Origin of the sequence: Methylobacterium ajmalii (assembly GCF_016613415.1) — a bacterium.
GTDB lineage: Bacteria > Pseudomonadota > Alphaproteobacteria > Rhizobiales > Beijerinckiaceae > Methylobacterium > Methylobacterium ajmalii.
Map to the genome: position 1 here is coordinate 30485 of NZ_JACWCT010000071.1, position 21338 is coordinate 51822.

Consider the following 21338-nt stretch of genomic DNA (forward strand, 5'->3'; position numbering starts at 1 on the left):
TCATGACGGGACGATGCACGGGCGGAGGAGCGCCCGCATGACCGCGCGCCTCGCGACGCCGCGCGCCCTGTCCGGCCTCAGGCGCTCGTTCTCGGAATTCCTCGGCCTGCCGGTCGTGATCGTGCTCGGCTTCGTGGTGCTCGCCCACACGATCGACCGGATCGACAACACCGCCGGGCCGCGGGAGGGGTGGGGGCCGTTGCGCACCTTCCTCAGCCAGTATGTCGGCGACACCCAGTCGGCGATCAGCATGCTGTCGACCATCGCCGGCAGCCTGATCAGCGTCACCTCGATCACCTTCTCGATCCTGCTGCTGGCGGTGCAGCAGGGCGCCGCCACCCTCAACTCGCAGATCGTCGACCATTACCTGCGCCGGCGCGCCAACAGCGCCTGGTTCGGCTTCTTCGTCGGCGTGTCGCTGTTCGTCCTCATCACCCTGGTCCAGACCACCCACACCACGGCACCGGTGCTGGGGGTGATGATCTCGACGCTGCTCGGCGCCGTCTCCCTCGTCGCCCTGGTGGTGCTGATCTACACCACCATCGACCAGACCCGGCCCGTCACCGCCATCGCGACGATCCGCGAGGCCGCGGTCGCGGCGCGAGCGCGCCAGCTGCCGCTGCTCGCCGCGACCGCCGAGCCGTCCGGCCCGCCCGGCGACGGCATCCCGGTCCTCGCCGCGACCGGAGGCTACCTGACGCGGATCGACGTCGGCGGGCTCACCCGCGCCCTGGAGGCGCATCCGGGACGGCATCTCGTCCTGACGCTCCCCGTCGGCGGCTTCGTGCCGCCGGGCGGGGCGGTCGCGGTCGTCGTCGGCGGCCCCGCCGATCCGGCCCTGGTCGAGGCGGTGGGCGCCGCCCTCGCCATCGAGGACCAGCGCGACGTCGCCCACGACCCGGCCTTCAGCCTCGACCATATCGGCACGATCGGCTGGACCGCGATCTCGACCGCCCGCTCGGACCCGGCCGTCGGGGCCATCGCGGTCCACGCCCTCCAGCGCCTGCTGCACGACTGGGCGGCGCCGGTGCCGCGCGCGCCCTCGTCCCGGATCGCCTATCGCGACCGGTTGCCGGACCAGGTTCTCGACGCGATCGAGAGCCTGGTCGTCGCCGCGGCCGAATCGCGCCAGCACCAGAGCCTCGCCCTGATCCTGCGCGCGCTGGCGCGCAGCCTGCCGGTTCTGCCGGCGACCCAGCAGCACGGCGTCGCCCGCCTCGTCGCCACCGTGGCGCCCTCGCTGGCGAGCCACCTGCCGACCCGGATGCTGCGCGAGGACGCCGCCGGCCTGATCGCCGCCTTCCGACGGATCGGCCGCCCCGATGCGGCAGCGCGCCTGTCGGAGATTCTGGCCCACGTCGTCGAGGAGAGCCGGGAGGGGGCGGGGCGCGGGTGAAGGCGTTCACGTCCTGCGCGACGGGCCTGCCGGGCAGACCAGGGTGAAGCGCGCGCCCCCGCCGGGCGCCGCATCGGCCGCGACCGAGAAGCCGTGCATCCGGGCGATCGCCGCGACGAGGCCGAGACCGAGGCCGTGGCCCGGGGTGTGGCGGGCGGGCTCGGCCCGGTAGAAGCGGCGAAACACCTGGGCCCGCTCGGCCTCCGGGATGCCCGGTCCGGTATCCGAGACCACGACCGCGCGGCCGGCCTCGCTCGCGGCGAACTCCACCCGCACCGTGCCGCCGGCCGGGGTGAACTTCACCGCGTTGTCGATCAGGTTCGAGACCGCCTCGAACAGGAGGTCGCGGTCGCCCTCGACCGGGGGCAGCCCGGAATCCACCGCGAGCGCGAGCGCGACGGCCTTGTCCTCGGCCACCGGCTCGAAGAACTCGGCGGCCTCGCGCACCACCTCGCCGAGATCGACGGGGGCGAAGCCGGCGCGGCGGCGCCCGTGCTCGATCTCGCCGATCCGCAGGACGGCGGTGATCATGGCGAGCGTCTGGTCGATCCAGGCGAGGCCCTGGTCGATGGCCGCGTGCAGCTCGGCGACGCTCGTCGCCTGCTCGCGGCTGCGCTCCAGCCGGGCCCGCAGGCGGGTGAGCGGCGTGCGCAGGTCGTGCGCCACCGCGTCGCCGACGCTCTGGACCTCGTGGACGAGGTGCTCGATCTCGTCGAGCATCCGGTTCACCGTGCCGGCGAGGCGGTCGAACTCGTCGTTGGCCCGGCCGACCGGCAGGCGCCGGCCGAGATCGCCGCGCATCACCTCCGCCACCGCGACCTCGGTGGTGGCGAGCCGCCGCCGCGCCCGGCCGGCGAGCACCAGGCCGCCGAGCCCCGACAGGACCAGAATCGGCACGAGGCCGAGGCCGAGGGCGCGCAGGGTCGTGGTGCGCACCCGGTCGATCTCGTCGGTGTCGTGGGCGATCACCACAGTGCCGCCGTCGGGCAGCGCCAGGGCGGCGGCCCAGATCGCGTCGTCGACGCGTCCCTGGCTCAGATCGAGCACGGCATCGACCCGGGCGGCGTCGCCGTCCCGGGGCAGGGCGGCCGGCAGGGCGACGAGGTTGCCGGCGTGCCGCGTTCCGTCGGGCCCGAACAGTCCGGCGTAATGGGTGGCGTGCCGGTCCATGGCGATCCAGGTCTCGACCCGCTCGGTCGCCGCCGCCGGCTGGGCGGCCGCGGCGCGCACCTCGAGCCGCAGGGTCTCGGCCAGTTCCTCGCGCATGAAGTCCGCCGTCTGCCAGTAGACGAAGGCGAACATCGTCAGCGCCATCACGGTGGTCCAGGCGGCGATGCCGAGCGCCCAGCGAAAGCCGGTGGAGCGGAAGAGGTCAGGCATCGGGCATCAGGGCAAAGCCGATGCCGCGCACGTTGTGGATCAGCGGCGCCTCGCCCTCCGCCTCGAGCTTGCGGCGCAGGCGGCCGAGATGGACGTCGATCAGGTTGGATTTCGGGGTGAAGCGGTAGTTCCACACCTCCTCGAACAGCAGCGCCCGGGTGATGACCTGGCCGGGCCGGCGCATCAGGTATTCGAGGAGCTTCAGTTCCCGCGGCAAGAGGTCGAGGTCGCGGGCGCCGCGCCGGCCGGTGCCGGCGATGAGGTCGATCTCGAGGTCGCCGACCCGCAGCAGCGTCTCGCGGGTGTCGGCCGGGCGGCGCAGCAGCGCCTCGATCCGGGCGGCGAGCTCGGCGAGGACGAAGGGCTTGGCCAGGTAGTCGTCGCCCCCCGCCCGCAGGCCGCGGATGCGCTCGTCGACGTCGCCGAGCGCGCTGAGCACCAGGGCGGGGGTGCGGTCGCCCGCCCCGCGCAGGTCGCGCAGCAGGCTCAGCCCGTCGAGGCCCGGCAGCATCCGGTCGAGGATGATCGCGTCCCAGGGCTCCGCCCGGGCGCGCGCCGCGCCCTCCGGCCCGGTCGCGACCCAGTCGACGGCGTAGCCGCGCCCGCGCAAATCGCCGAGCAGCTCGGTCGCCGTCTCGGCATCGTCCTCGATCAGCAGAAGCTTCGCCACCGTCCTTCGCCGCGCTGCGTGAACCCGACGCCTTGTCTCACGAACCGCACCGCGATCCTCGGCGGAATCGCACGATGAACGCGAATTTAATGGCGGGCCGGACCACCCTCGCTAGGTGCTGGAACGGTTCCAATCTGGAGAGGCGAGGGCGGTCGTGGGCGTGACGATGGAGAGGGCGGTGCACCTCGCCCGCGACGAGGACCAGGCTCCGCGCGGGCGGATCGCCGCACCGGTTCAGCCGGCGCGGCGACGCCCGTCGGGGCGGGGGCCGGGCGGCGGGCCGTCGCGATGGGCGATCGTCCTCCTCGCCGTCACTTGCGTGCTCGGCCTCGGCTGGTGGCAGCGCGATGCGGCGCGCGACCTCCTCGCACCTCTCGTGCCGGCGCGCCTCGCCCCGCTGCTCGCGCCGCTCCTCGACACGCCGGCCGCCGAGCAGGATGCGGCGAAGGATACCCAGAAGGACGCGCCCACGGATCCCAACCTCGTCACCCTCAACGCCGCCGGGCAGAAGCGTCTCGGTCTCGCCTTCGGGCCGGTCGAGACGCGGCGCATCGTCCTGCCGGTCCGCACCCCCGGCACCGTCGCCTTCGACGAGCGCCGCGTCACCCACCTGAAGCCGCGGGCGGCGGGCCGCGTGCTGTCGCTCGCGGTACAGCCGGGCGACGCGGTGCGGGCGGGCCAGACCCTCGCCACCCTCGACGCCGCCGGCCTGCTGGAGGCCCGCAACGGGCTGGCCGAGGCGCAGGCGAGCCTCGCCGAGGCCCAGGCCACCGAGGCAGTCGCCGCCCTCAACCTCACCCGCGGCCAGGACCTGATGAAGGTGAGCGGCGTCGCCCAGGCCGAGGTCGACCGGCGCCGGGTCGATCTCGCCAAGGCGCAGGCCGCCACCGCGTCGGCCCGGGCCCGGGTCGGGCTCTACACCGCGCAGGTCGCCCGCCTGGCGCCGGAGCCCGGCGCGAGCCCGGAGACCAGCGCCATCGTCTCGCCGATCGACGGGGTCGTCACCAGCGCCGCGCTCAGCCTCGGCCAGGTGGTGGATACCGGCAGCGACGCCTTCACGGTGGCCGATCCGCGCCGGATCCTGGTGCTTGCCAACCTCTACGGGCGCGACATCGACGCCGTGAAGGCGGGCGACACCGCCACCGTGACGGCCCCGGTGCCCGAGCGCCCGGTCTTCGAGGGGCGGGTGCGATCGGTCAACGCCGCGATCGACCCGGCGAGCAACACCGCACCGGCCCGGATCGAGATCGCCAACCCGGACGGGCGGCTGCGGGCCAACATGTTCGTCTCGGTCGAGATCGCGGCCGATCTCGGCCGCAGCGGCACGACCATGCCGGCCGCCGCCCTGCAGCTGACCGAGGACGGCCCGGTCGCCTTCGTGCGCACCGGCGAGGACCGGTTCGAGAAGCGCGCGCTCACCCTGGGCGTGCAGCGGGCCGACTGGGTCGAGGTCACGGCGGGGCTCTCGCCCGGCGAGACCGTGGCGACGACCGGCAGCTTCGGCCTCAAGGCGATCCTGCTGCGCGCCCTCCTCGGTTCCACGGACTGAATCCGATGAAGACCTGGTTCGCCCTCCTCGTGCGCCGCCGCTGGCTGGTGCTGATGATCGCGCTCGCCGGCGCCGCCGGCGGCCTCGCCAACCTGCGCGGGCTGTCGATCGACGCGGTGCCCGACATCTCGCCCAAGCAGGTGATGGTGCTCACCCTCTCGCCGGGCCTCGGGCCGCTCGAGGTCGAGCGGCTGGTGAGCTTTCCGGTCGAGAGCGCGATGGCGGGCGCGCCCGGCCTCACCGGCCTGCGCTCGACCTCGCGCTACGGCGTCTCGGCGGTCTACGTCACCTTCGAGGACGGAGTGCCGCTCGCGGAGGCCCGCGCCCAGGTCTTCCAGCGCCTGCCCCAGGCGAAGGCGATGATGCCGGCGGGCGTCGGCGACCCGCAGATGGGCCCGATGGCGACCGGCCTCGGCGAAATCTACCAGTTCGAGCTGCGCGGGCCGGCCTACTCGCCGATGGAGCTCAAGCGCCTGCTGCAATGGACGATCGCGCCGCGCCTGAAGCTGACCCCCGGCATCGCCGACGTGAACATCTACGGCGGCCAGCTGCCGACCTACGAGGTCCGGGTCTCGGCCGAGAACCTGCGCCGCTACGGGGTCACCCTGTCCCAGGTCTACGCCGCGCTCGCCGAGAACAACATGGCGCGCGGTGGCGCCTACCTGGAGCACAACGACCAGCAGGAGGTGATCCGGGGCCTCGGCCTCGCCAAGGGGCCGGAGGACATCGCCGGCATCGTGGTGGCGACGCGGCCCGGCGGCGTGCCGGTCACGGTGGCGACCCTGGGCCAGGTGGTGGAGGCGCCCAAGGTCCGCCTCGGCGCGGTGAGCCACGACGCCGCCGGCGAGACGGTGGTCGGCATCGCAATGATGCAGCAGGGCGAGAATGCCAGCGCCGTGGTGGCGCGGGTGAAGGCGACGATCGAGGAGCTGCGCGGGCAATTGCCGCCCGGCGTCGCCATCGTGCCCTATTACGACCGCTCGACGCTGGTCGAGCGCACGATCCACACCGTGGCGCACAACCTCGTCGAGGGCGCGGTGCTGGTCGTCGTCGTGCTGCTCCTGCTGCTCGGCAACCTGCGGGCCGGCCTGGTCGTCGCCGCCGCGATCCCGCTCTCGATGCTGATGGCCTTCGCGGGCATGCGGGTGCTCGGCCTGTCGGGCAACCTGATGAGCCTCGGCGCGATCGATTTCGGCCTCATCGTCGACGGCGCGGTGGTGATGGTCGAGAACGTGCTGCGTGCCCGCGGCGAGCATCCCGACCGCCCGGCCTTCGCGGTGATCCGCGACGCCGCCGCGGAGGTGGCCAAGCCCATCCTGTTCGCGGTGGCGATCATCATCCTGGTCTACCTGCCGGTGCTCGCCCTCGAAGGGGTGGCGGGCAAGATGTTCCGGCCGATGGCGCTGACGGTGATCCTGGCGCTCGCCGGCTCGCTCGTCCTCACCCTGACGCTGATGCCGGCGCTCGCCGCGCTGATGCTGGCGGGCCCCGGCATCGGCGAGCGCGAGACCCGCCTCGTCCACGGCATGCGGGCGCTCTACACGCCGGTGCTGCGGCTGGCCGAGCGCCGGGCCGGGGCCACCGTGCTCCTCACCCTGGCGTTGTTCGGCGGCAGTTGCTGGCTCGCGACGCGGCTCGGCGGCGAGTTCCTGCCCAAGCTCTCGGAGGGCTCGATCGTGCTCACCTCCGAGAAGCTGCCGGGCATCAACCTCGACGCCTCGCTGAAGGCGGTGCGGCGAATCGAGACGGTGCTGAAGTCCTTCCCGGAGGTGAAGCGGGTGGTCTCGCTCACCGGCAGCGCCGAGATCCCGACCGACCCGATGGGCGTCGAATCGACCGACAGCTTCGTCACGCTCGCCGACCCCGCGACCTGGACCACCGCGACGACCCAGGACGGCCTCGTCGCCGCCTTCGACAAGCGCCTGCGCGAGGAGGTGCCGGGCGTGGCCTACGCCTTCTCGCAGCCGATCCAGATGCGGATGGACGACCTGATCGAGGGCGTGCGCGGCGACGTCGCGATCAGCCTCTACGGCGACGACCTCGCGGTCCTGAAGGACAAGGCCGACGCGATCGTGCGCGCGGTCGGAGCGGTGCCGGGGGCGGCCGACGTCAAGGCCGAGGCCCAGGCCGGGATGCCGGCCCTGTCGATCCAGGTCGACCGGGCGGCGGCCGCCCGCTACGGGGTCGCGGTCAGCGACGTGCTCGACGTCGTCGAGGCGATCGGCGGGCGCATGGCGGGAAGCGTCTACCGGGACGACAACGCCATCACCGACATCGTGGTACGCCTCAGCCCCGACGACCGGGCCGACCTCGAGCGCATCCGCGCCCTGCCGGTGGGGCGCGACGGCCGCGCCCAGGTGCCGCTCTCCCTCGTGGCCTCGGTGAGCGTGAAGACCGGCCCGGCCCAGATCAGCCGCGAGCGGCTGCAGCGGCGCATCTCGGTCCAGGCCAACGTCCGGGGGCGCGACGTCCAGAGCTTCGTCGCGGAGGCGCAGGCGGCGGTCGCCGCCCAGGTGCCGCTGCCGCCGCGCTACGCCCTGCAATGGAGCGGCCAGTACCAGAACCTGCAGGAGACGACCGCGCGGCTCGTCGTGGTGGTGCCGGCCGCGATGGCGGCGATCCTGGTGCTGCTGGTGGTGATGTTCGGCGACATCCGCCTCGCCGGTCTGATCTTCCTCAACGTGCCGGTGGCGGCGACCGGAGGGATCCTGGCGCTCTCTCTGCGCGGGCTGCCGTTCTCGGTCTCGGCGGCGATCGGCTTCATCGCCACCTTCGGCATCGCGGTGCTGAACGGCGTCGTGCTGACGAGCTACATCCGCGACCTCGAGCGCAGCGGCCTCGACCCGGAGGAGGCCGCGACCCGGGCCGCCGAGATGCGCCTGCGCCCGGTGATGACCACCGCCCTGGTGGCGGCCCTCGGCTTCCTGCCGATGGCGCTCTCGACCAGCGCCGGCGCCGAGGTGCAGCGCCCGCTCGCCACGGTGGTGATCGGCGGCCTCGTCACTGCGACGCTCCTCACCCTGGTGGTGCTGCCGACGATCTATCCCTGCATCGCCCGGCTGCGCCTGCCCTTCGGCACGCCGCCGGCCGGGACGGGCAGGTCGGGGGCGCGGGAACGGGCGGCCGAGGAGGCGTGAGCGCGGGGCGCCGGCCGGCGCCCCGCGATCGGTTGGGAAGGCCCTTACGCCTCGGCGGGCTTCGCCTCGGCCTTCGGGCCGCCCTTCGCGACGCCGACGAGGGCCGGGCGCAGCACGCGCTCGCCGATGACGTAGCCCGACTGCACCACCTGCACGACGGTGCCGGAGGTGACGTCGGGGTTCGGCACCTCGAACATCGCCTGGTGCAGGTTGGGATCGAAGCGCTGCCCTTGCGGGTCGACCCGCTTCACGCCGTGGCGCTCCAGGGTCTTGAGCAGGTCGCGCTCGGTCAGCTCGATCCCGTCGACGAGCGCCTTGAGCGCGCCCTCGGCGGTCTCGCGGGCCTCCGCCGGCACGCTCTCGAGGGCGCGGCGGACGTTGTCGGCGGCGTTGAGCATGTCGCGGGCGAAGTTCGTCACCGCGTAGGTGCGGGCGTCGGCCACCTCGCGCTCGGTGCGCCGGCGCAGGTTCTCCATGTCGGCCAGCGTGCGCAGGAGCTTGTCCTTGAGGTCGAGCTTCTCGGCCTCGAGGGTCGCCAGCGCGTCGCCCTTCGGGGCGGCCTCCGGCGCGGAGGCGGGAGCGCCCTCGGCAGCCTCGGGCTCGTGCGCCCGCGCGGCGTTCTCCGTGTCGTTCGGCGTCATCGTCATTCCGGAAAAGGGATCTGGGAGTGACCCCGATATCAGGTGGACGGCCCCCGAAATCAAGCTTCGCCGGACGCGGGCGCCGCCCGGTTGGGCTCGTCCTTAAGAGAGGCCTTGGTCCCGGACCGGCGGCCACGGTCGCCGCGGGGCAGGTCGGCCTCGAACACCGCCATCACCGCCCGGCGGATCGTCGCCTGCCGGTCGGGCTGGGTCACCTTCGTGCCGGTGAGGTCGGTGACGTAGAACACGTCGACCGCCCGCTCGCCGAAGGTCGCGACATGGGCCGAGGTGATGTTGAGGTTGAGCCGGCCGAGCGCCGAGGTGAGATCGAACAGGAGGCCCGGCCGGTCGAGGCCGGAGATCTCCAGGACGGTCTCGCGGGCCGAGAGCGCGTTGTCGATCGACAAATCGGGGGCGACCTGGAAGGTGCGCGGCCGGTCCTTGACCGGATGCTTGTCGGCGACGAGGTCGGCGATGCGGATCTCGCCCTTCAGCGCCCGCTCGATCGCGGTGGCGATGCGGCCGGTCCGGCGCATCTCGTCCTCGTCGCGCTCGAAGGCCCGCGACAGGGTGATGGTGTCGAGGACGAAGCCGTCGGCGGTGGTGAAGATCTGCGCGTCGACGATGTTGCCGCCGGACGCCGCGCAGGCGCCGGTCAGGATCGCGAGCAGCCGGGGGTGGTCGGGGGAGTAGACGCAGAGCTCGGTCACGCCGCGCGACGGGTCGGTCTCGAAGGCGGTGGCGACGGTGTTGCCGGCCTCGGCGGCCGCGCGGATGAAGCGGGCGTTCTTGAGCTGGCGCCCGGCATCGACCTTGAGCCAGTAATGCGGGTAGTGGCGCGCGGCGTAGGCGTCGAACTCTTCCGCCGACCAGTCGCCGAGCTGCTCGCGCAGGCGCATCTGGATCAGCCGGACGCGATCGGTGCGCGGGATCTCCGAGCGGCCGCCCGAGAGCACCATCTCGGTCTCGTAGTACAGGGTGCGCAAGAGCGTCGCCTTCCAGGCGGTCCAGGTCCCGGGGCCGACCGCCTTGATGTCGGCGATGGTGATGACCAGGAGCAGCTTCAGCCGCTCCAAGCTCTGCACCACGCTGGCGAAGGTCTCGATGGTCTTGGGGTCGGACAGGTCGCGGCTCTGGGCCGTCATCGACATCAGGAGGTGATGCTCGACGAGCCAGGCGACGGTGCTGGTCTCGGCCGCGTCGAGCCCGAGGCGCGGCCCGAGCTTGCGGGCCACCGCCGCGCCGGCGATCGAGTGGTCCTCCTTCCGGCCCTTGGCGATGTCGTGCAGGAACATCGCCACGTAGAGGGCGCGGCGGTTCTGGATCGTGCCGACGATGCGGTGGGCCAGCGGATGCTCGTCCTCCAGCTCCCCGGCCTCGATCTTCGCCAGCACGCCCAGCGAGCGGATCAGGTGCTCGTCCACCGTGAAGTGGTGGTACATGTTGAACTGCATCATCGCGACGATGCGGCCGAAATCCGGCACGAAGCGCCCGAGCACCCCGGTCTCGTTCATGTGCCGCAGCACCGTCTCGGGGGCGTTCTGCGAGGTCAGGAGCTCCAGGAAGAGCCGGTTGGCCTCCGGGTCGACCCGCACCATCGGGCCGAGGAGCGCGAGCGAGCGCGTCGCCAGCCGGCTGGCATCGGGATGGATCGCGAGGTCGTGCCGGTCGGAGAGCCAGAACAGCCGGATCAGGTTGACCGGATCGCGCTCGAAGGCGGCGTCGTCGCGGACGTCGAGCCGGCCGGTATGGATGCGGAAATCGTCCGCCTCCAGGTCGGGGGCACGGAAATGCTGCTTGAAGCGGCGCAGCCAGCGGTCGAGCACCGGGGGGCGCTTGGCGTGGCGTGCCTCCATCTCGGCGCAGACGATGGCGGTGAGGTCGCCGACGTCCTTGGCGATGAGGAAGTAGGCCTTCATGAACCGCTCGACCGCGGCGAGGCCGCCCCGCGCCCCGTAATCCAGCCGCTCGGCGATGCGCGGCTGCAGGCCGAAGCCCAGCCGCTCCTCGGAGCGCCCGGTGACGAAGTGCATGTGGCAGCGCACCCGCCACAGGAACTCGTCGCAGCGCTCGAACAGCCGAAACTCCTCGGCCGTGAACAGGCCGGCCTCGACCAGGTCCTCGGCCCGCTTCACCCGGAAGGTGTACTTGGCGATCCAGAACAGGGTGTTGAGGTCGCGAAGCCCGCCCTTGCCGTCCTTGACGTTGGGCTCGACGAGGTAGCGCGAGGCGCCGCTCTTCTGAACGCGGGCGTCGCGCTCCTTCAGCTTGGCCTCGACGAACTCCGCCGCCGTGCCCTGCACCACCTCGCGGTCGAAGCGGGTCTCGAGCTCGTCGAACAGCGCGCGGTCGCCGAACAGGAAGCGCGATTCGAGGAGCGCCGTGCGGATCGTCATGTCGCCGCGGCCCTCGCGCAGGCAGTCGGCGACCGAGCGGGTGGCGTGGCCGACCTTCAGCTTGAGGTCCCACAGCACGTAGAGCATCGCCTCGACGACGCTCTCGCTCCAGGCGGTCTGCTTGTAGGGCAGGAGGAACAGGAGATCGATGTCGGAGCCCGGCGCCAGCAGGCCGCGGCCGTAGCCGCCGGTCGCCACCACGGCGATCTGCTCGGCGGCGGTCGGGTTGTCGGCCCGGTAGAGCCGCTTGACCACCGCGTCGTAGATCGCCCGGATCACCGCATCCATCTGGGCGCAGATCAGCCCGGCGCAGGCATGGCCGTCGCGGTCGGCGAGCAGGCGCCGCTCGGCCTCGGCCCGGCCAGCCTCGATGATGCGGCGCAGTTCCGGCACCAGCCGCTCGCGCAGGCGGGTCGGGTCGCTGAGCGACTGGTCGATGCCGGCCAGCATCGCGCGCAGGGCGGCCTCGGTGTCGGACGGGTCGATGACGGTGGTGTCGGGCATGGCAGCCGGGTTCGGGCGAGGGGGAGGCGGGGACTGGGAGACGGGGACCGGGAGGCGCGGCCGGATCCCGTCGCGTCCCCGCCTGTTTCGCATCCCGGCCCGCCGAAAGCCAACGCTTCCGCAGGGGGCGGCCGGGCGTTCGCTCCGAAAGGCTAATCCGCTTCACCGGCCGGATCGTTTGACACTCCGAACGACGCGCCCTAGCTTCCCGGCCGGTCGCCGGTGAAGGCGCGGCCAGCCAGGGAGAGACGGATGCGCATCCACCGCCGCGCGTTGATCGGGGCCGCCCTCGGAAGCTTCTGCCTCGCCGCAGGCGCGCCGGCCCGCGCGCAGGCCGCCAAGGAGGTGCGCCTCGATTGGGCGACCTACAACCCCGTCAGCCTCGTCCTGAAGGACAAGGGCCTCCTGGAGAAGGCGCTGGCGCCGCAAGGGATCACGGTGCGCTGGGTCCAGTCCCTCGGCTCCAACAAGGCGCTCGAGTTCCTCAACGCCGGCTCGATCGATTTCGGCTCGACCGCCGGCGCCGCCGCCCTGCTGGCGCGGATCAACGGCAACCCGATCAAGGCGGTCTACGCCTTCTCGCGGCCGGAATGGACCGCGCTGGTGACCCGGTCGGAGACCGGCATCACGGCGGTCAAGGACCTCAAGGGCCGCCGCGTCGCCGTCACCCGCGGCACCGACCCGCACATCTTCCTGATCCGGGCGCTACGCGGCGCCGGCCTGACCGAGCGCGACGTGAAGCTGGTGCTGCTCCAGCATCCGGACGGGCGCACCGCGCTCGACCGCGGCGACGTCGATGCCTGGGCGGGCCTCGACCCGATCATGGCGGCGGCCGAGATCGAGAACGGCGACGTGCTGTTCCACCGCGACGCGGCGGCCAACACCTGGGGCGTGCTCAACGTCCGCGAGGACTTCGCCAAGCAGAACCCGGACCTGACCCGCACGGTGCTGGGTGCCTACGAGGAGGCGCGCAAGCTCGCCCTCGCGGACCCGCAGGAGCTCAAGCGCATCCTGACCGCGGCGACGAAGCTGCCCGAGCCGGTGGTGGCGCGCCAGCTCGAACGCACCGACCTGTCGCAGCCGGCGATCGGCAAGCTCCAGGCCGAGACGATCCTGGATGCCGGCACCGCGCTCCTCGATGCCGGGGTGATCCCCGCCGGCACCGATGTCGGCGCCGCGGTCCAGGCGCTGATCGACCCGCGCTTCGGGCCGGTCGCGCCGTAACCCATGGAAGCGAGCTCCTTGCCCGTGGCGGCCGCAGCCGCCGTCCCCGCCGCGCGGCGTCCGTTGCGCCTGCCCGGCGGCCGGATGCTCGTCGGCCTCGTCCTGCCGGTCGGCCTCGCCCTCGGCTGGGAGGCGGCGGTGCGGGCGGGGTGGGCGCAAGGGCGGCTGGTGCCGCCGCCGAGCCGGGTGCTCGCCACCCTGTGGGGGCTTGCCGCGAGCGGCGAGCTCTGGACCCACGTGCTGGCCAGCCTGACCCGCGTCGCGGCCGGGTTCGGATTCGGCGCGCTCGCCGGGATCCTCGTCGGGGCGCTCACCGGCACCTTGCCGCCGGTGCGCCGGCTGATCGATCCGAGCTTGCAGGCGCTCAGGGCGATCCCGTCGATCGCCTGGGTGCCGCTGTTCATCCTGTGGTTCGGCATCTTCGAGGCCTCGAAGATCACCCTCATCGCGGTCGGCGTGTTCTTTCCGGTCTATCTCGGGGTGGCCGGCGCCATCGCGGGGGTCGACCGCAAGCTCGTCGAGGTGGGGCGGGTCTTCCGGCTCTCGAGGCTCGCGCTCGCCCGGCGCATCCTGCTGCCGGCGGTGCTGCCCGCGACCCTGGTGGCCCTGCGGACCGGGCTGGGCCTCGGCTTCATGTTCGTGGCGGCGGCCGAGCTGCTCGGCGCCTCGGAGGGCCTCGGCTACCTCCTCCTCGACGGCCAGCAGCTCGGCAAGCCCGACCAGATCGTCGCGGCGATCCTGGCCTTCGCGGCGCTGGGCAAGCTGTGCGACGCGGTGCTGGTCGGCCTGACACAGCCGCTCGCCCGTTGGCAGGACACCGCCCGGGAGTCGCTGTGAGATGCTGAGGCTCGCATGCTGATCCTGGACCACCTGTCGAAGACCTACGCCGACGGCACGCGGGCGCTCGCCGACATCTCGCTCACCGTTCGGGCCGGCGAGATCGTGGCGCTGATCGGCGGCTCGGGATGCGGCAAGACCACGTTGCTGCGCCTGATCGCCGGGCTCGACCGGGCGAGCGCCGGGGGCATCCACCTCGACGGGGAGGGGATCGCGGGCCCGCATCCAGGCGTCGGCATCGTCTTCCAGGAGCCGCGGCTGCTGCCCTGGCTCAGCGTCGCCGACAACGTGGCCTTCGGCCTCGCCGCCCTGCCCCGGGCCGAGCGCCGGGCCCGGGTGGCGCACGCCCTCGAGCGCGTCGGCCTCGCCGAGCATGCCGGGCGCTGGCCCCGCGATCTCTCGGGCGGCCAGCAGCAGCGGGTCGCGATCGCCCGCGCCTTCGTGGCCGCCCCGAAGGTGCTGCTCCTCGACGAGCCGTTCTCGGCCCTCGACGCCCTGACCCGGGCCGGGCTGCACCGCCACCTGCTGGCCCTGTGGGAGGAGAGCCGGCCGACCGTGCTCCTCGTCACCCACGACGTCGCCGAGGCGGTGGCTCTGGCCGACCGGGCCGTGGTGTTGCGCCCCAAGCCCGGCCGGATCGACGACACGATCCCGCTGCCCCTGAGCCGCCCGCGCCAGCCGTCCTCGCCCGGCAGCGAGGCCGCCGCCCGCACGATCCTGGCAAGCCTCGACCGCTCGCTGCGCCCGGAGGGCGCGGCCGACCGGGCGAAGCCCGACGCCTCCGCGCTGTGGTGGTGAGCCCCGGGGGACGAGCCGGCCGGTCGATCCGCCTTTGGTCGTGAGTCCCGTCCCCTGGCGAGCGGCCGGGACGGGGTGCTAAGCCGTTCGCCCATAACCCCGGGAGGACGACACGCCATGGACGCCACCGAACTGCGCTCGCTCCAGGCCCCGATCAAGGACCGCTACCGCAGCGATCCGGACGCGGCCGTGATCACCCTGAAGGCGCAAGGCTCCCTCGACGACGGCGGCATCGCCTGCAAGGTCGAGACCGGCCGGGCGCTGGCGGTGGCCGGCCTCCACCCGGCGAGCGGCGGCTCGGGCGCCGAGCTGTGCTCCGGCGACATGCTGCTCGAGGCCCTGGTCGCCTGCGCGGGCGTGACCCTGAAGGCGGTGGCGACCGCGCTGGAGATCCCGCTGCGCAAGGGGCTGGTCAAGGCCGAGGGCGACCTCGACTTCCGCGGCACGCTCGGCGTCGACAAGGGCGCCCCCGTGGGCTTCCGGGCGATCCGGCTGACCTTCGAGGTCGACGCGGACGCGCCGCAGGAGAAGCTCGACCAGCTCCTGAAGCTCACCGAGCGCTACTGCGTGGTCTTCCAGACCATCAGCCAGAAGCCGCAGCTCGACGTGGTCATGACGCGGGCCTGACGCCCCCGGGGACTCGCTCGCCCCGCCCACGAAAAAAGCGCGGCCCCGAGGGACCGCGCTTTCCGCAAGCGAGGGCGGGACCCGCGAGGGCCCCGCCGATGGTCAGGCGATCACTCGCCGCGCGGCTGACGCTCGCGCGAGCGGTCGGCGTCGCGCTGGGCCTTCAGCTTCTCGGTGAGGTCCTCGCCGGTCTCCTGGTCGACGACCTTCATCGACAGGCGGATCTTGCCGCGATCGTCCTGGCCGAGGAACTTCACCTTCACCTTGTCGCCCTCCTTCACCACGTCGGTGACCTTGGCGACGCGCTGGGCGGCGAGCTCGGAGATGTGGACGAGGCCGTCCTTGGCGCCGAAGAAGTTGACGAAGGCGCCGAACTCCATCGTCTTCACGACGGTGCCCTCGTAGATCATGCCGACCTCGGCCTCGGCCACGATCGAGCGGATCCAGTTGTAGGCCGCCTTGATCGCCTTGCCGTCGGCCGAGGCGATCTTGATGATGCCGGTGTCCTGGATGTCGATCTTGGCGCCGGTCTTCTCGACGATCTCGCGGATCACCTTGCCGCCGGTGCCGATCACTTCGCGGATCTTGTCGGTCGGGATCTGCATCGTCTCGATGCGCGGCGCATGCTCGCCGAGCTCGGGACGGGCGGCGGTGAGCGCCGTCGCCATCGCGTCGAGGATGGTGCTGCGACCGTCCTTGGCCTGGGCCAGGGCCACCCGCATGATCTCCTCGGTGATGCCGGCGATCTTGATGTCCATCTGGAGCGAGGTGATGCCCTCCTCCGTGCCGGCCACCTTGAAGTCCATGTCGCCGAGGTGATCCTCGTCGCCCAGGATGTCGGACAGCACCGCGTAGCGCTCACCCTCGAGGATGAGGCCCATGGCGATGCCGGCCACCGGACGGCGCAGGGGCACGCCGGCATCCATCAGCGACAGCGAGGCGCCGCAGACCGAGGCCATCGAGGACGAGCCGTTCGACTCGGTGATCTCCGACACGACGCGGATCGTGTAGGGGAACTCGTGGGCGGCCGGCAGGACCGGGTGCACGGCGCGCCAGGCGAGCTTGCCGTGGCCGATCTCGCGGCGGCCCGGCGAGCCCATGCGGCCGGTCTCGCCCACCGAATAGGGCGGGAAGTTGTAGTGGAGGAGGAACGTCTCCTTGTAGGTGCCCGAGAGCGCGTCGATGAACTGCTCGTCGTCGCCGGTGCCCAGCGTCGCCACGACCAGCGCCTGGGTCTCGCCGCGGGTGAACAGCGCCGAGCCGTGGGTGCGGGGCAGCACGCCGACCTCGGAGACGATCGGACGCACGGTCTTCACGTCGCGGCCGTCGATGCGCGAGCCGGTGTCGAGGATGTTCCAGCGGACCACCTTCGACTGGGCCTCCTTGAAGGCGGCCTTGACCTTCTCGGCCTCGAAGCGGGCCTCGCCCTCGGCCGGAGCCAGGGCGGCCATCACCTTCGCCTTCACGGCGTCGACGGCGGCGTAGCGCTCCTGCTTGACGGTCTTCTTGTAGGCCTCGCGCAGATCGGTCTCGCAGACCTCGAGCACGGCCTTCTCGACCTCGGAATTGTCCGCGGGCTGGAAGTTGCGCGGCTCCTTGGCGGCCTTCTCGGCCAGGCGGACGATCGCCTCGATGACCGGCTGGAAGTGCTTGTGGCCGAACATCACGGCCCCGAGCATCACGTCCTCGGGCAGCTCCTTCGCCTCGGACTCGACCATCAGCACGGCGTCCTGGGTGCCGGCGACGACGAGGTCGAGGGTCGAGCCCTCCATCTCCTGGATGGGCGGGTTGAGCTTGTACTGGCCGCCGACATAGCCGACGCGCGCCGCGCCGATCGGGCCCATGAACGGCACGCCCGACAGCGTCAGGGCCGCGGAGGCCGCCACCATGGCGAGGATGTCGGGATCGGTCTCGAGGTCGTGCGAGAGCACCGTGACGACGACCTGGGTGTCGTTGCGCCAGCCCTCGACGAAGAGGGGGCGGATCGGCCGGTCGATCAGGCGGGAGACCAGGGTCTCCTTCTCGGAGGGACGGCCCTCGCGCTTGAAGTAGCCGCCCGGGATGCGGCCGGCGGCGTAGGTGCGCTCCTGGTAGTTCACCGTGAGCGGCAGGAAGTCGATGCCGGGCTTCGGCTCCTTCATCGACACCACGGTGGCGAGCACCGAGGTCTCGCCGTAGGTGGCGATCACGGCGCCGTCGGCCTGGCGGGCGACCTTGCCGGTCTCGAGCACGAGCTTGCGCCCGCCCCACAGCAGCTCTTCGCGTTGAACGTCGAACATCTTGTCATGCCTTCCTGCGGTCCGGGAGGGCGACGCCAGCGCAAGACGGCGAGGGGCTCATGCGATGAGCCACCGGCGATCCTGCCCTGGCGGTCGCGGCCCGCATCTCGACGTGCGGGTCCCGGAATAAGGGCGGCCGGACCCATTCCGGCCCACCCGGGACGAGGAAACCTCCTCCAATGGAGAAGTTCGGCTTCCTCGCAAAAACGCGGCCCGGACCGGTGCCCGAACCGCGTGAGATCCACCTTAGCGGCGGATGCCGAGGCGCTCGATGAGGGCGCGGTAGCGAGCCTCGTCCTTGCGCTTCAGGTAGTCGAGGAGCGACCGGCGCTGCGAGACCAGCTTGAGCAGGCCGCGGCGCGAGTGGTTGTCCTTGGTGTGGGTCTTGAAGTGCCCGGTGAGGTTCTGGATCCGCTCGGTGAGGATCGCGACCTGCACTTCCGGCGAGCCGGTGTCGGTCCCGCCGCGGGCGTGTTCCTTGATGAGCGCGGTCTTGCGCTCCGCCGTGATCGACATCGCGTGTCCTTTCGGTGTTACGGGTTCACGAGGTGCGCGGGCTCCGCGAGGAGGCCGCCTTTCGCACGGGGCTCGGCCGGGCCGGGATGTCGTCCAGCGCGGTCTGCCAAGGCGAAAAACCTCGCCGTGTGCGGGCGAGGGTGGCGCAGCCTATACACGATCCGCCGGTCCTTGCCACTCCCCCGGGTTCCGTGGGCGGTCCACTCCCCACGCGCGGTTTCGTCACGCCCTCATCCGGGGGTGTGGGAACGGCCGAGCTCGAACCCGAATACCCCCGAGCAGTTTGCCCGCCGTTCCCTACGCCCCGAGAGGATGCGCCATGACCACGACCGCCGCCCACACCGCTGCCGAGACCGACGAGACCGTGCAGGCGATCTACGTCACGGCCCTGCGCAACACCCACGCCCTGGAGAAGCAGGCGGCGCAGATGATCCAGCGCCAGATCGAGCGCTACGAGAGCTACCCTGAGCTGACCCAGGCGCTGCGGCTGCACAAGAGCGAGACCGACCAGCAGGTCACCCGCCTCGCCGACCTGCTTCACGGCCACGGCGAGGACCGCTCGCTCCTGAAGGACGTGGTGACCCAGACGGTCGGCAACGTCGCGGCGCTCGTCCACAGCGTGACCGGCGACGAGGTGCTGAAGAACCTCTACACCGACTACTCGGTCGAGACCTACGAGATCGCCGCCTACACCTCGCTGATCGCGCTCGCCGAGGAAGCGGGGCACGGCCGGGACATCGAGATCCTGCGCCTGTCGCTCAAGGAGGAAGAGCGGATGGCCGAGGCGGTGTTTGCCCATATCGTGCCGGTGACGAAGGCGTTCGTCGCCCGGGAGACCAAGGGCGAGAAGGCGGATCGGTAGGGCGGATCGCGCTAGAGCGCTTCACGATCGCGTTGCAATCGCGAAGCCCTCTGAGTCATTGTTTTGTCGCGGATTTTCGGCGCCGAACCGGTAATCACTTCGGCGAAATCTGCTTGGGCCGCCAGCGGCGCGTTGCATCTGGCGGCCTCGCCTCCTGACGATAGCAGTTCGAAGGCGGGCTCCCGTCGAGCCTCTACAGCTCCAGTTCCACCGTCACCGGCACATGGTCCGACGGCTTCTCCCAGGCCCGGGTGTGCCGCGCCACCGTCACCGACTTCACCGTCTCGGCGAGGTCCGGCGTGACCCAGATGTGGTCGAGGCGACGGCCCTTGTCGGCGGCGGCCCAGTCGGGGGAGCGGTAGCTCCACCAGGTGTAGATCTTCTCCGGCGGCGGGCGCAGGTGGCGCATCGTGTCGACCCAGCCGGCTTCGCCCCGCAGGGATTCCAGGCGCTCGGTCTCGATCGGGGTGTGGCTCACCACGTCGAGGAGCTGCTTGTGGGACCAGACGTCGTGCTCGAGCGGCGCCACGTTGAGGTCGCCGACGAGGATCGCCGGGCCGGCGGGGCGCCGGCCGCCCCAGGCGCGCAGCTCGTCCATGAAGGCGAGCTTGTGGGCGAACTTGTCGTTGAGCTTCACGTCCGGCACGTCGCCGCCGGCCGGGACGTAGAAATCGTGGATCGCGATGCCGGCGGCCGCACCCGCCTCGGGCCCGAGCACCGCCGAGATGTGGCGGGCGTCCTGGCGCTCGCAGAAGCTCATCACCTCGCGGGTGACGAGCGGCAGGCGCGAGAGGATCGCGACGCCGTTATAGCCCTTCTGCCCGGCGAAGACGACGTGCGGATAGCCGAAGCCCTGCAGCTCCTTGAGCGGGAAGCGGTCGTCCGGGCACTTGGTCTCCTGCAGGCAGAGCACATCGGGCTTCGCCTCGTCGAGGAAGCGGCGCACGAGGTCGATGCGCAGGCGGACGGAGTTGATGTTCCAGGTGCTGACGGTGAGGCGCAACGGTCGGGTACTCGAAGAGGCAAGCCCGAATGGGCGTCGGCGCTCACGCGCCGGACGCTACGCCATCGACATGTCGATGGCGTAGCACACGAGGGAAGCGCATGGGGATGGATCAGTTCGGGCGGGCCTGCTGCATCTTGGCTTCCAGCTCCTTGTCGACCGCACGGCCGTAATTGATGACGAACAGCATGCCGTCGACGGCGCGGCCGCGCTGGAGGTTGGAGAGCAGCACGGTGGTCTGGTAGCCCTGCGGGTCGGTGATCCGCCACTGGCTCAGGGTCTTCATCGCGTCGTCGAAGTAGAGCGCGATGCGGGAGGTGCCCCCCAGCGTCGAGCGGTCGTCGAGCACGATGCGGATGCCGCCGGGCTCGGCCGCCACGTCGGTGACGGTGAGGTCGCGGGCGAGGTCGATCTTGTCGCGCAAGAGGAATTTCAGCGGCGTCTGCGAGATGAAGTAGAGGTCCTGGGTCGCGAGCTTGCGGTCCCGCACCGCCACCGATGTGCCGTCGGCGATCACCTCCAGCGTCGAGGGCTGGTCGTAGTCGAAGCGCAGGCGGCCGGGCTTGGCCAGGGTGAGCTTGCCGCCGATCTTGCGCCCGTCGGCGCCGATCTGGACGAAGTTGCCGGTGAGCGTCGTGACGCCGTTGAAATAGGCGTTGGCGCGCTCGATCACCGCGGCCGGGTTGCCGGGATCGACGGCGGTGGCCGGAGTCACGGCGGCGACCTGCGCCGGCGCGGCGGCCGGCACCGCGGCGGTCTCGACCGGCTCGGGCGCGGCGCCCTTGCCGCCGCCGAGCGAGGCCGGCCGGCGCGGCGGCAGCGGCGCCCTGGCGGAGGAGCCGGACGCCTGACCGCTTCCTTGACCGCTTCCTTGGCCGGCCGTCGGGGCCTGGCCCGGCGCGGCGTCCGGCTGCGGCGCCTCGGCGGCCGGGTCCTTGCGGCCGAACAGGCCGTCGAGGAACGACGACACCTGCGCCTCGGCGGGGGCCACGCTCAGCAGGGCGGCGACCGAGAGGGCGGCGCCGAGGGACGCCGCGCGGAGCGGGCCGGAGCGGGGACGGCCGGTCATCGGCAGGGTTCTCCGTGTGGGCGGACGGGGAGGGACCGGGGCAGGCCGGCACGGGGATGCCGGTGCCCCGCCCACCCGGGAAGCGGGTGTGCCACGAGGGGGCGGTCTCGCCATAGAGCCGCCCCCTGTGGCGAATATGCGACGGCGGGGCCGCTCACGCCTCATCCGATCCGGGCTGCGGGGCGGGCTCGATCAGGATCTCCCGCTTGCCGGCATGGTTGGCGGGGCCGACGATGCCCTCGCGCTCCATCCGCTCCATCAGCGAGGCGGCCCGGTTGTAGCCGATCTGCAGGCGGCGCTGGATGTAGCTCGTGGACGCCTTCTTGTCCCGCAGCACCACCGCCACCGCCTGGTCGTAGAGGTCGGCGGTCGGATCGCCGAAGCTGCCCTGGTCCATGACCGGGGCGTCCTGCGCGGCGGCAGCCGCCGCCTCCTCGGCCTCCTCGTCGG

At 72.1% G+C, this 21338-nt stretch carries 17 protein-coding genes; 8 read left to right on the forward strand and 9 right to left on the reverse strand.

Features of this window, described 5'->3' with window-relative positions; all coding sequences use genetic code 11:
• The first annotated feature begins 37 nt into the window (after nt 1-37).
• Complete coding sequence (locus tag HPY23_RS13315) at nt 38-1396, forward strand: DUF2254 family protein (protein ID WP_175540049.1); 1359 nt, start codon at nt 38-40, stop codon at nt 1394-1396.
• 6 nt (nt 1397-1402) lie between these two features.
• Here the strand turns inward: HPY23_RS13315 and HPY23_RS13320 are convergent, their stop codons facing one another.
• Together HPY23_RS13320 and HPY23_RS13325 are read right to left on the reverse strand one after the other, a co-directional pair.
• Nucleotides 1403-2776 (reverse strand): sensor histidine kinase, encoded by a 1374-nt coding sequence (locus HPY23_RS13320; RefSeq protein ID WP_091889622.1) that lies wholly within the window; start codon nt 2774-2776, stop codon nt 1403-1405.
• Nucleotides 2769-3446, reverse strand: coding sequence for a response regulator transcription factor (locus tag HPY23_RS13325; RefSeq protein WP_091889624.1), 678 nt, complete (start codon nt 3444-3446; stop codon nt 2769-2771). Before HPY23_RS13325 ends, HPY23_RS13320 begins: the two co-directional genes overlap by 8 nt.
• A 154-nt stretch (nt 3447-3600) precedes the next feature.
• Between HPY23_RS13325 and HPY23_RS13330 the strand changes: the two genes are divergently transcribed.
• Complete coding sequence (locus tag HPY23_RS13330; RefSeq protein WP_289052723.1) at nt 3601-4995, forward strand: efflux RND transporter periplasmic adaptor subunit; 1395 nt, start codon at nt 3601-3603, stop codon at nt 4993-4995.
• Between the two features lie 5 nt (nt 4996-5000).
• A complete protein-coding gene (locus HPY23_RS13335; protein ID WP_091889625.1) occupies nt 5001-8132 on the forward strand; it encodes an efflux RND transporter permease subunit in 3132 nt (1043 codons plus the stop codon).
• Nucleotides 8133-8176: 44 nt separating this feature from the next.
• On the opposite strand, the gene grpE is transcribed toward HPY23_RS13335, so the two are convergent.
• A complete protein-coding gene (gene grpE / locus HPY23_RS13340) occupies nt 8177-8773 on the reverse strand; it encodes a nucleotide exchange factor GrpE (RefSeq protein ID WP_060849226.1) in 597 nt (198 codons plus the stop codon).
• Between the two features lie 59 nt (nt 8774-8832).
• The gene (locus tag HPY23_RS13345; protein ID WP_060846085.1) at nt 8833-11673 is read right to left on the reverse strand and encodes a [protein-PII] uridylyltransferase; all 2841 of its coding nucleotides are present in this window, start codon (nt 11671-11673) and stop codon (nt 8833-8835) included.
• 252 nt (nt 11674-11925) lie between these two features.
• Here HPY23_RS13345 and HPY23_RS13350 point away from each other — a divergent pair, with 252 nt between their 5' ends.
• From HPY23_RS13350 to HPY23_RS13365, 4 genes are all read left to right on the forward strand, one after another.
• The gene (locus tag HPY23_RS13350; RefSeq protein WP_091889627.1) at nt 11926-12897 is read left to right on the forward strand and encodes an aliphatic sulfonate ABC transporter substrate-binding protein; all 972 of its coding nucleotides are present in this window, start codon (nt 11926-11928) and stop codon (nt 12895-12897) included.
• Between the two features lie 3 nt (nt 12898-12900).
• Nucleotides 12901-13734 carry an ABC transporter permease gene (locus tag HPY23_RS13355; protein WP_091889629.1) on the forward strand — a complete coding sequence of 278 codons (834 nt, stop codon included), beginning with the start codon at nt 12901-12903 and terminating at the stop codon, nt 13732-13734.
• Between the two features lie 15 nt (nt 13735-13749).
• On the forward strand, nt 13750-14532 hold the full coding sequence (locus HPY23_RS13360; RefSeq protein WP_060846082.1) for an ABC transporter ATP-binding protein: 783 nt from the start codon (nt 13750-13752) through the stop codon (nt 14530-14532).
• A gap of 117 nt (nt 14533-14649) precedes the next feature.
• On the forward strand, nt 14650-15159 hold the full coding sequence (locus HPY23_RS13365; RefSeq protein ID WP_091889631.1) for an OsmC family protein: 510 nt from the start codon (nt 14650-14652) through the stop codon (nt 15157-15159).
• A 110-nt stretch (nt 15160-15269) separates the two neighbouring features.
• Here HPY23_RS13365 and pnp read toward each other — a convergent pair whose 3' ends face one another.
• A complete protein-coding gene (gene pnp / locus HPY23_RS13370) occupies nt 15270-17438 on the reverse strand; it encodes a polyribonucleotide nucleotidyltransferase (RefSeq protein ID WP_060846080.1) in 2169 nt (722 codons plus the stop codon).
• Between the two features lie 246 nt (nt 17439-17684).
• Nucleotides 17685-17954, reverse strand: coding sequence for a 30S ribosomal protein S15 (gene rpsO / locus HPY23_RS13375; RefSeq protein ID WP_048427462.1), 270 nt, complete (start codon nt 17952-17954; stop codon nt 17685-17687).
• A gap of 319 nt (nt 17955-18273) precedes the next feature.
• Between rpsO and HPY23_RS13380 the strand changes: the two genes are divergently transcribed.
• On the forward strand, nt 18274-18816 hold the full coding sequence (locus HPY23_RS13380; RefSeq protein WP_091889633.1) for a DUF892 family protein: 543 nt from the start codon (nt 18274-18276) through the stop codon (nt 18814-18816).
• 193 nt (nt 18817-19009) lie between these two features.
• On the opposite strand, the gene xth is transcribed toward HPY23_RS13380, so the two are convergent.
• The 3 genes from xth to HPY23_RS33060 form a co-directional block, all read right to left on the reverse strand.
• Nucleotides 19010-19819, reverse strand: a complete 810-nt coding sequence (gene xth / locus HPY23_RS13385; protein WP_060846078.1) for an exodeoxyribonuclease III — start codon at nt 19817-19819, stop codon at nt 19010-19012.
• Nucleotides 19820-19931: 112 nt separating this feature from the next.
• Complete coding sequence (locus HPY23_RS13390) at nt 19932-20888, reverse strand: outer-membrane lipoprotein carrier protein LolA (RefSeq protein WP_091889635.1); 957 nt, start codon at nt 20886-20888, stop codon at nt 19932-19934.
• A gap of 154 nt (nt 20889-21042) precedes the next feature.
• On the reverse strand, nt 21043-21338 hold a 296-nt coding region (locus HPY23_RS33060), incomplete at its 5' end, for a DNA translocase FtsK (RefSeq protein ID WP_276530189.1).

What these genes read in the sequence shown, in the direction of transcription:
- HPY23_RS13315 (WP_175540049.1), top strand. Translation starts at nt 38, where the DNA reads ATGACCGCGCGCCTCGCGACGCCGCGCGCCCTGTCCGGCCTCAGGCGC.
- HPY23_RS13320 (WP_091889622.1), bottom strand. Translation starts at nt 2,776, where the DNA reads ATGCCTGACCTCTTCCGCTCCACCGGCTTTCGCTGGGCGCTCGGCATC.
- HPY23_RS13335 (WP_091889625.1), top strand. Translation starts at nt 5,001, where the DNA reads ATGAAGACCTGGTTCGCCCTCCTCGTGCGCCGCCGCTGGCTGGTGCTG.
- grpE (WP_060849226.1), bottom strand. Translation starts at nt 8,773, where the DNA reads ATGACGCCGAACGACACGGAGAACGCCGCGCGGGCGCACGAGCCCGAG.
- HPY23_RS13345 (WP_060846085.1), bottom strand. Translation starts at nt 11,673, where the DNA reads ATGCCCGACACCACCGTCATCGACCCGTCCGACACCGAGGCCGCCCTG.
- HPY23_RS13350 (WP_091889627.1), top strand. Translation starts at nt 11,926, where the DNA reads ATGCGCATCCACCGCCGCGCGTTGATCGGGGCCGCCCTCGGAAGCTTC.
- HPY23_RS13355 (WP_091889629.1), top strand. Translation starts at nt 12,901, where the DNA reads ATGGAAGCGAGCTCCTTGCCCGTGGCGGCCGCAGCCGCCGTCCCCGCC.
- HPY23_RS13360 (WP_060846082.1), top strand. Translation starts at nt 13,750, where the DNA reads ATGCTGATCCTGGACCACCTGTCGAAGACCTACGCCGACGGCACGCGG.
- HPY23_RS13365 (WP_091889631.1), top strand. Translation starts at nt 14,650, where the DNA reads ATGGACGCCACCGAACTGCGCTCGCTCCAGGCCCCGATCAAGGACCGC.
- pnp (WP_060846080.1), bottom strand. Translation starts at nt 17,438, where the DNA reads ATGTTCGACGTTCAACGCGAAGAGCTGCTGTGGGGCGGGCGCAAGCTC.
- rpsO (WP_048427462.1), bottom strand. Translation starts at nt 17,954, where the DNA reads ATGTCGATCACGGCGGAGCGCAAGACCGCGCTCATCAAGGAACACGCC.
- HPY23_RS13380 (WP_091889633.1), top strand. Translation starts at nt 18,274, where the DNA reads ATGACCACGACCGCCGCCCACACCGCTGCCGAGACCGACGAGACCGTG.
- HPY23_RS13390 (WP_091889635.1), bottom strand. Translation starts at nt 20,888, where the DNA reads ATGACCGGCCGTCCCCGCTCCGGCCCGCTCCGCGCGGCGTCCCTCGGC.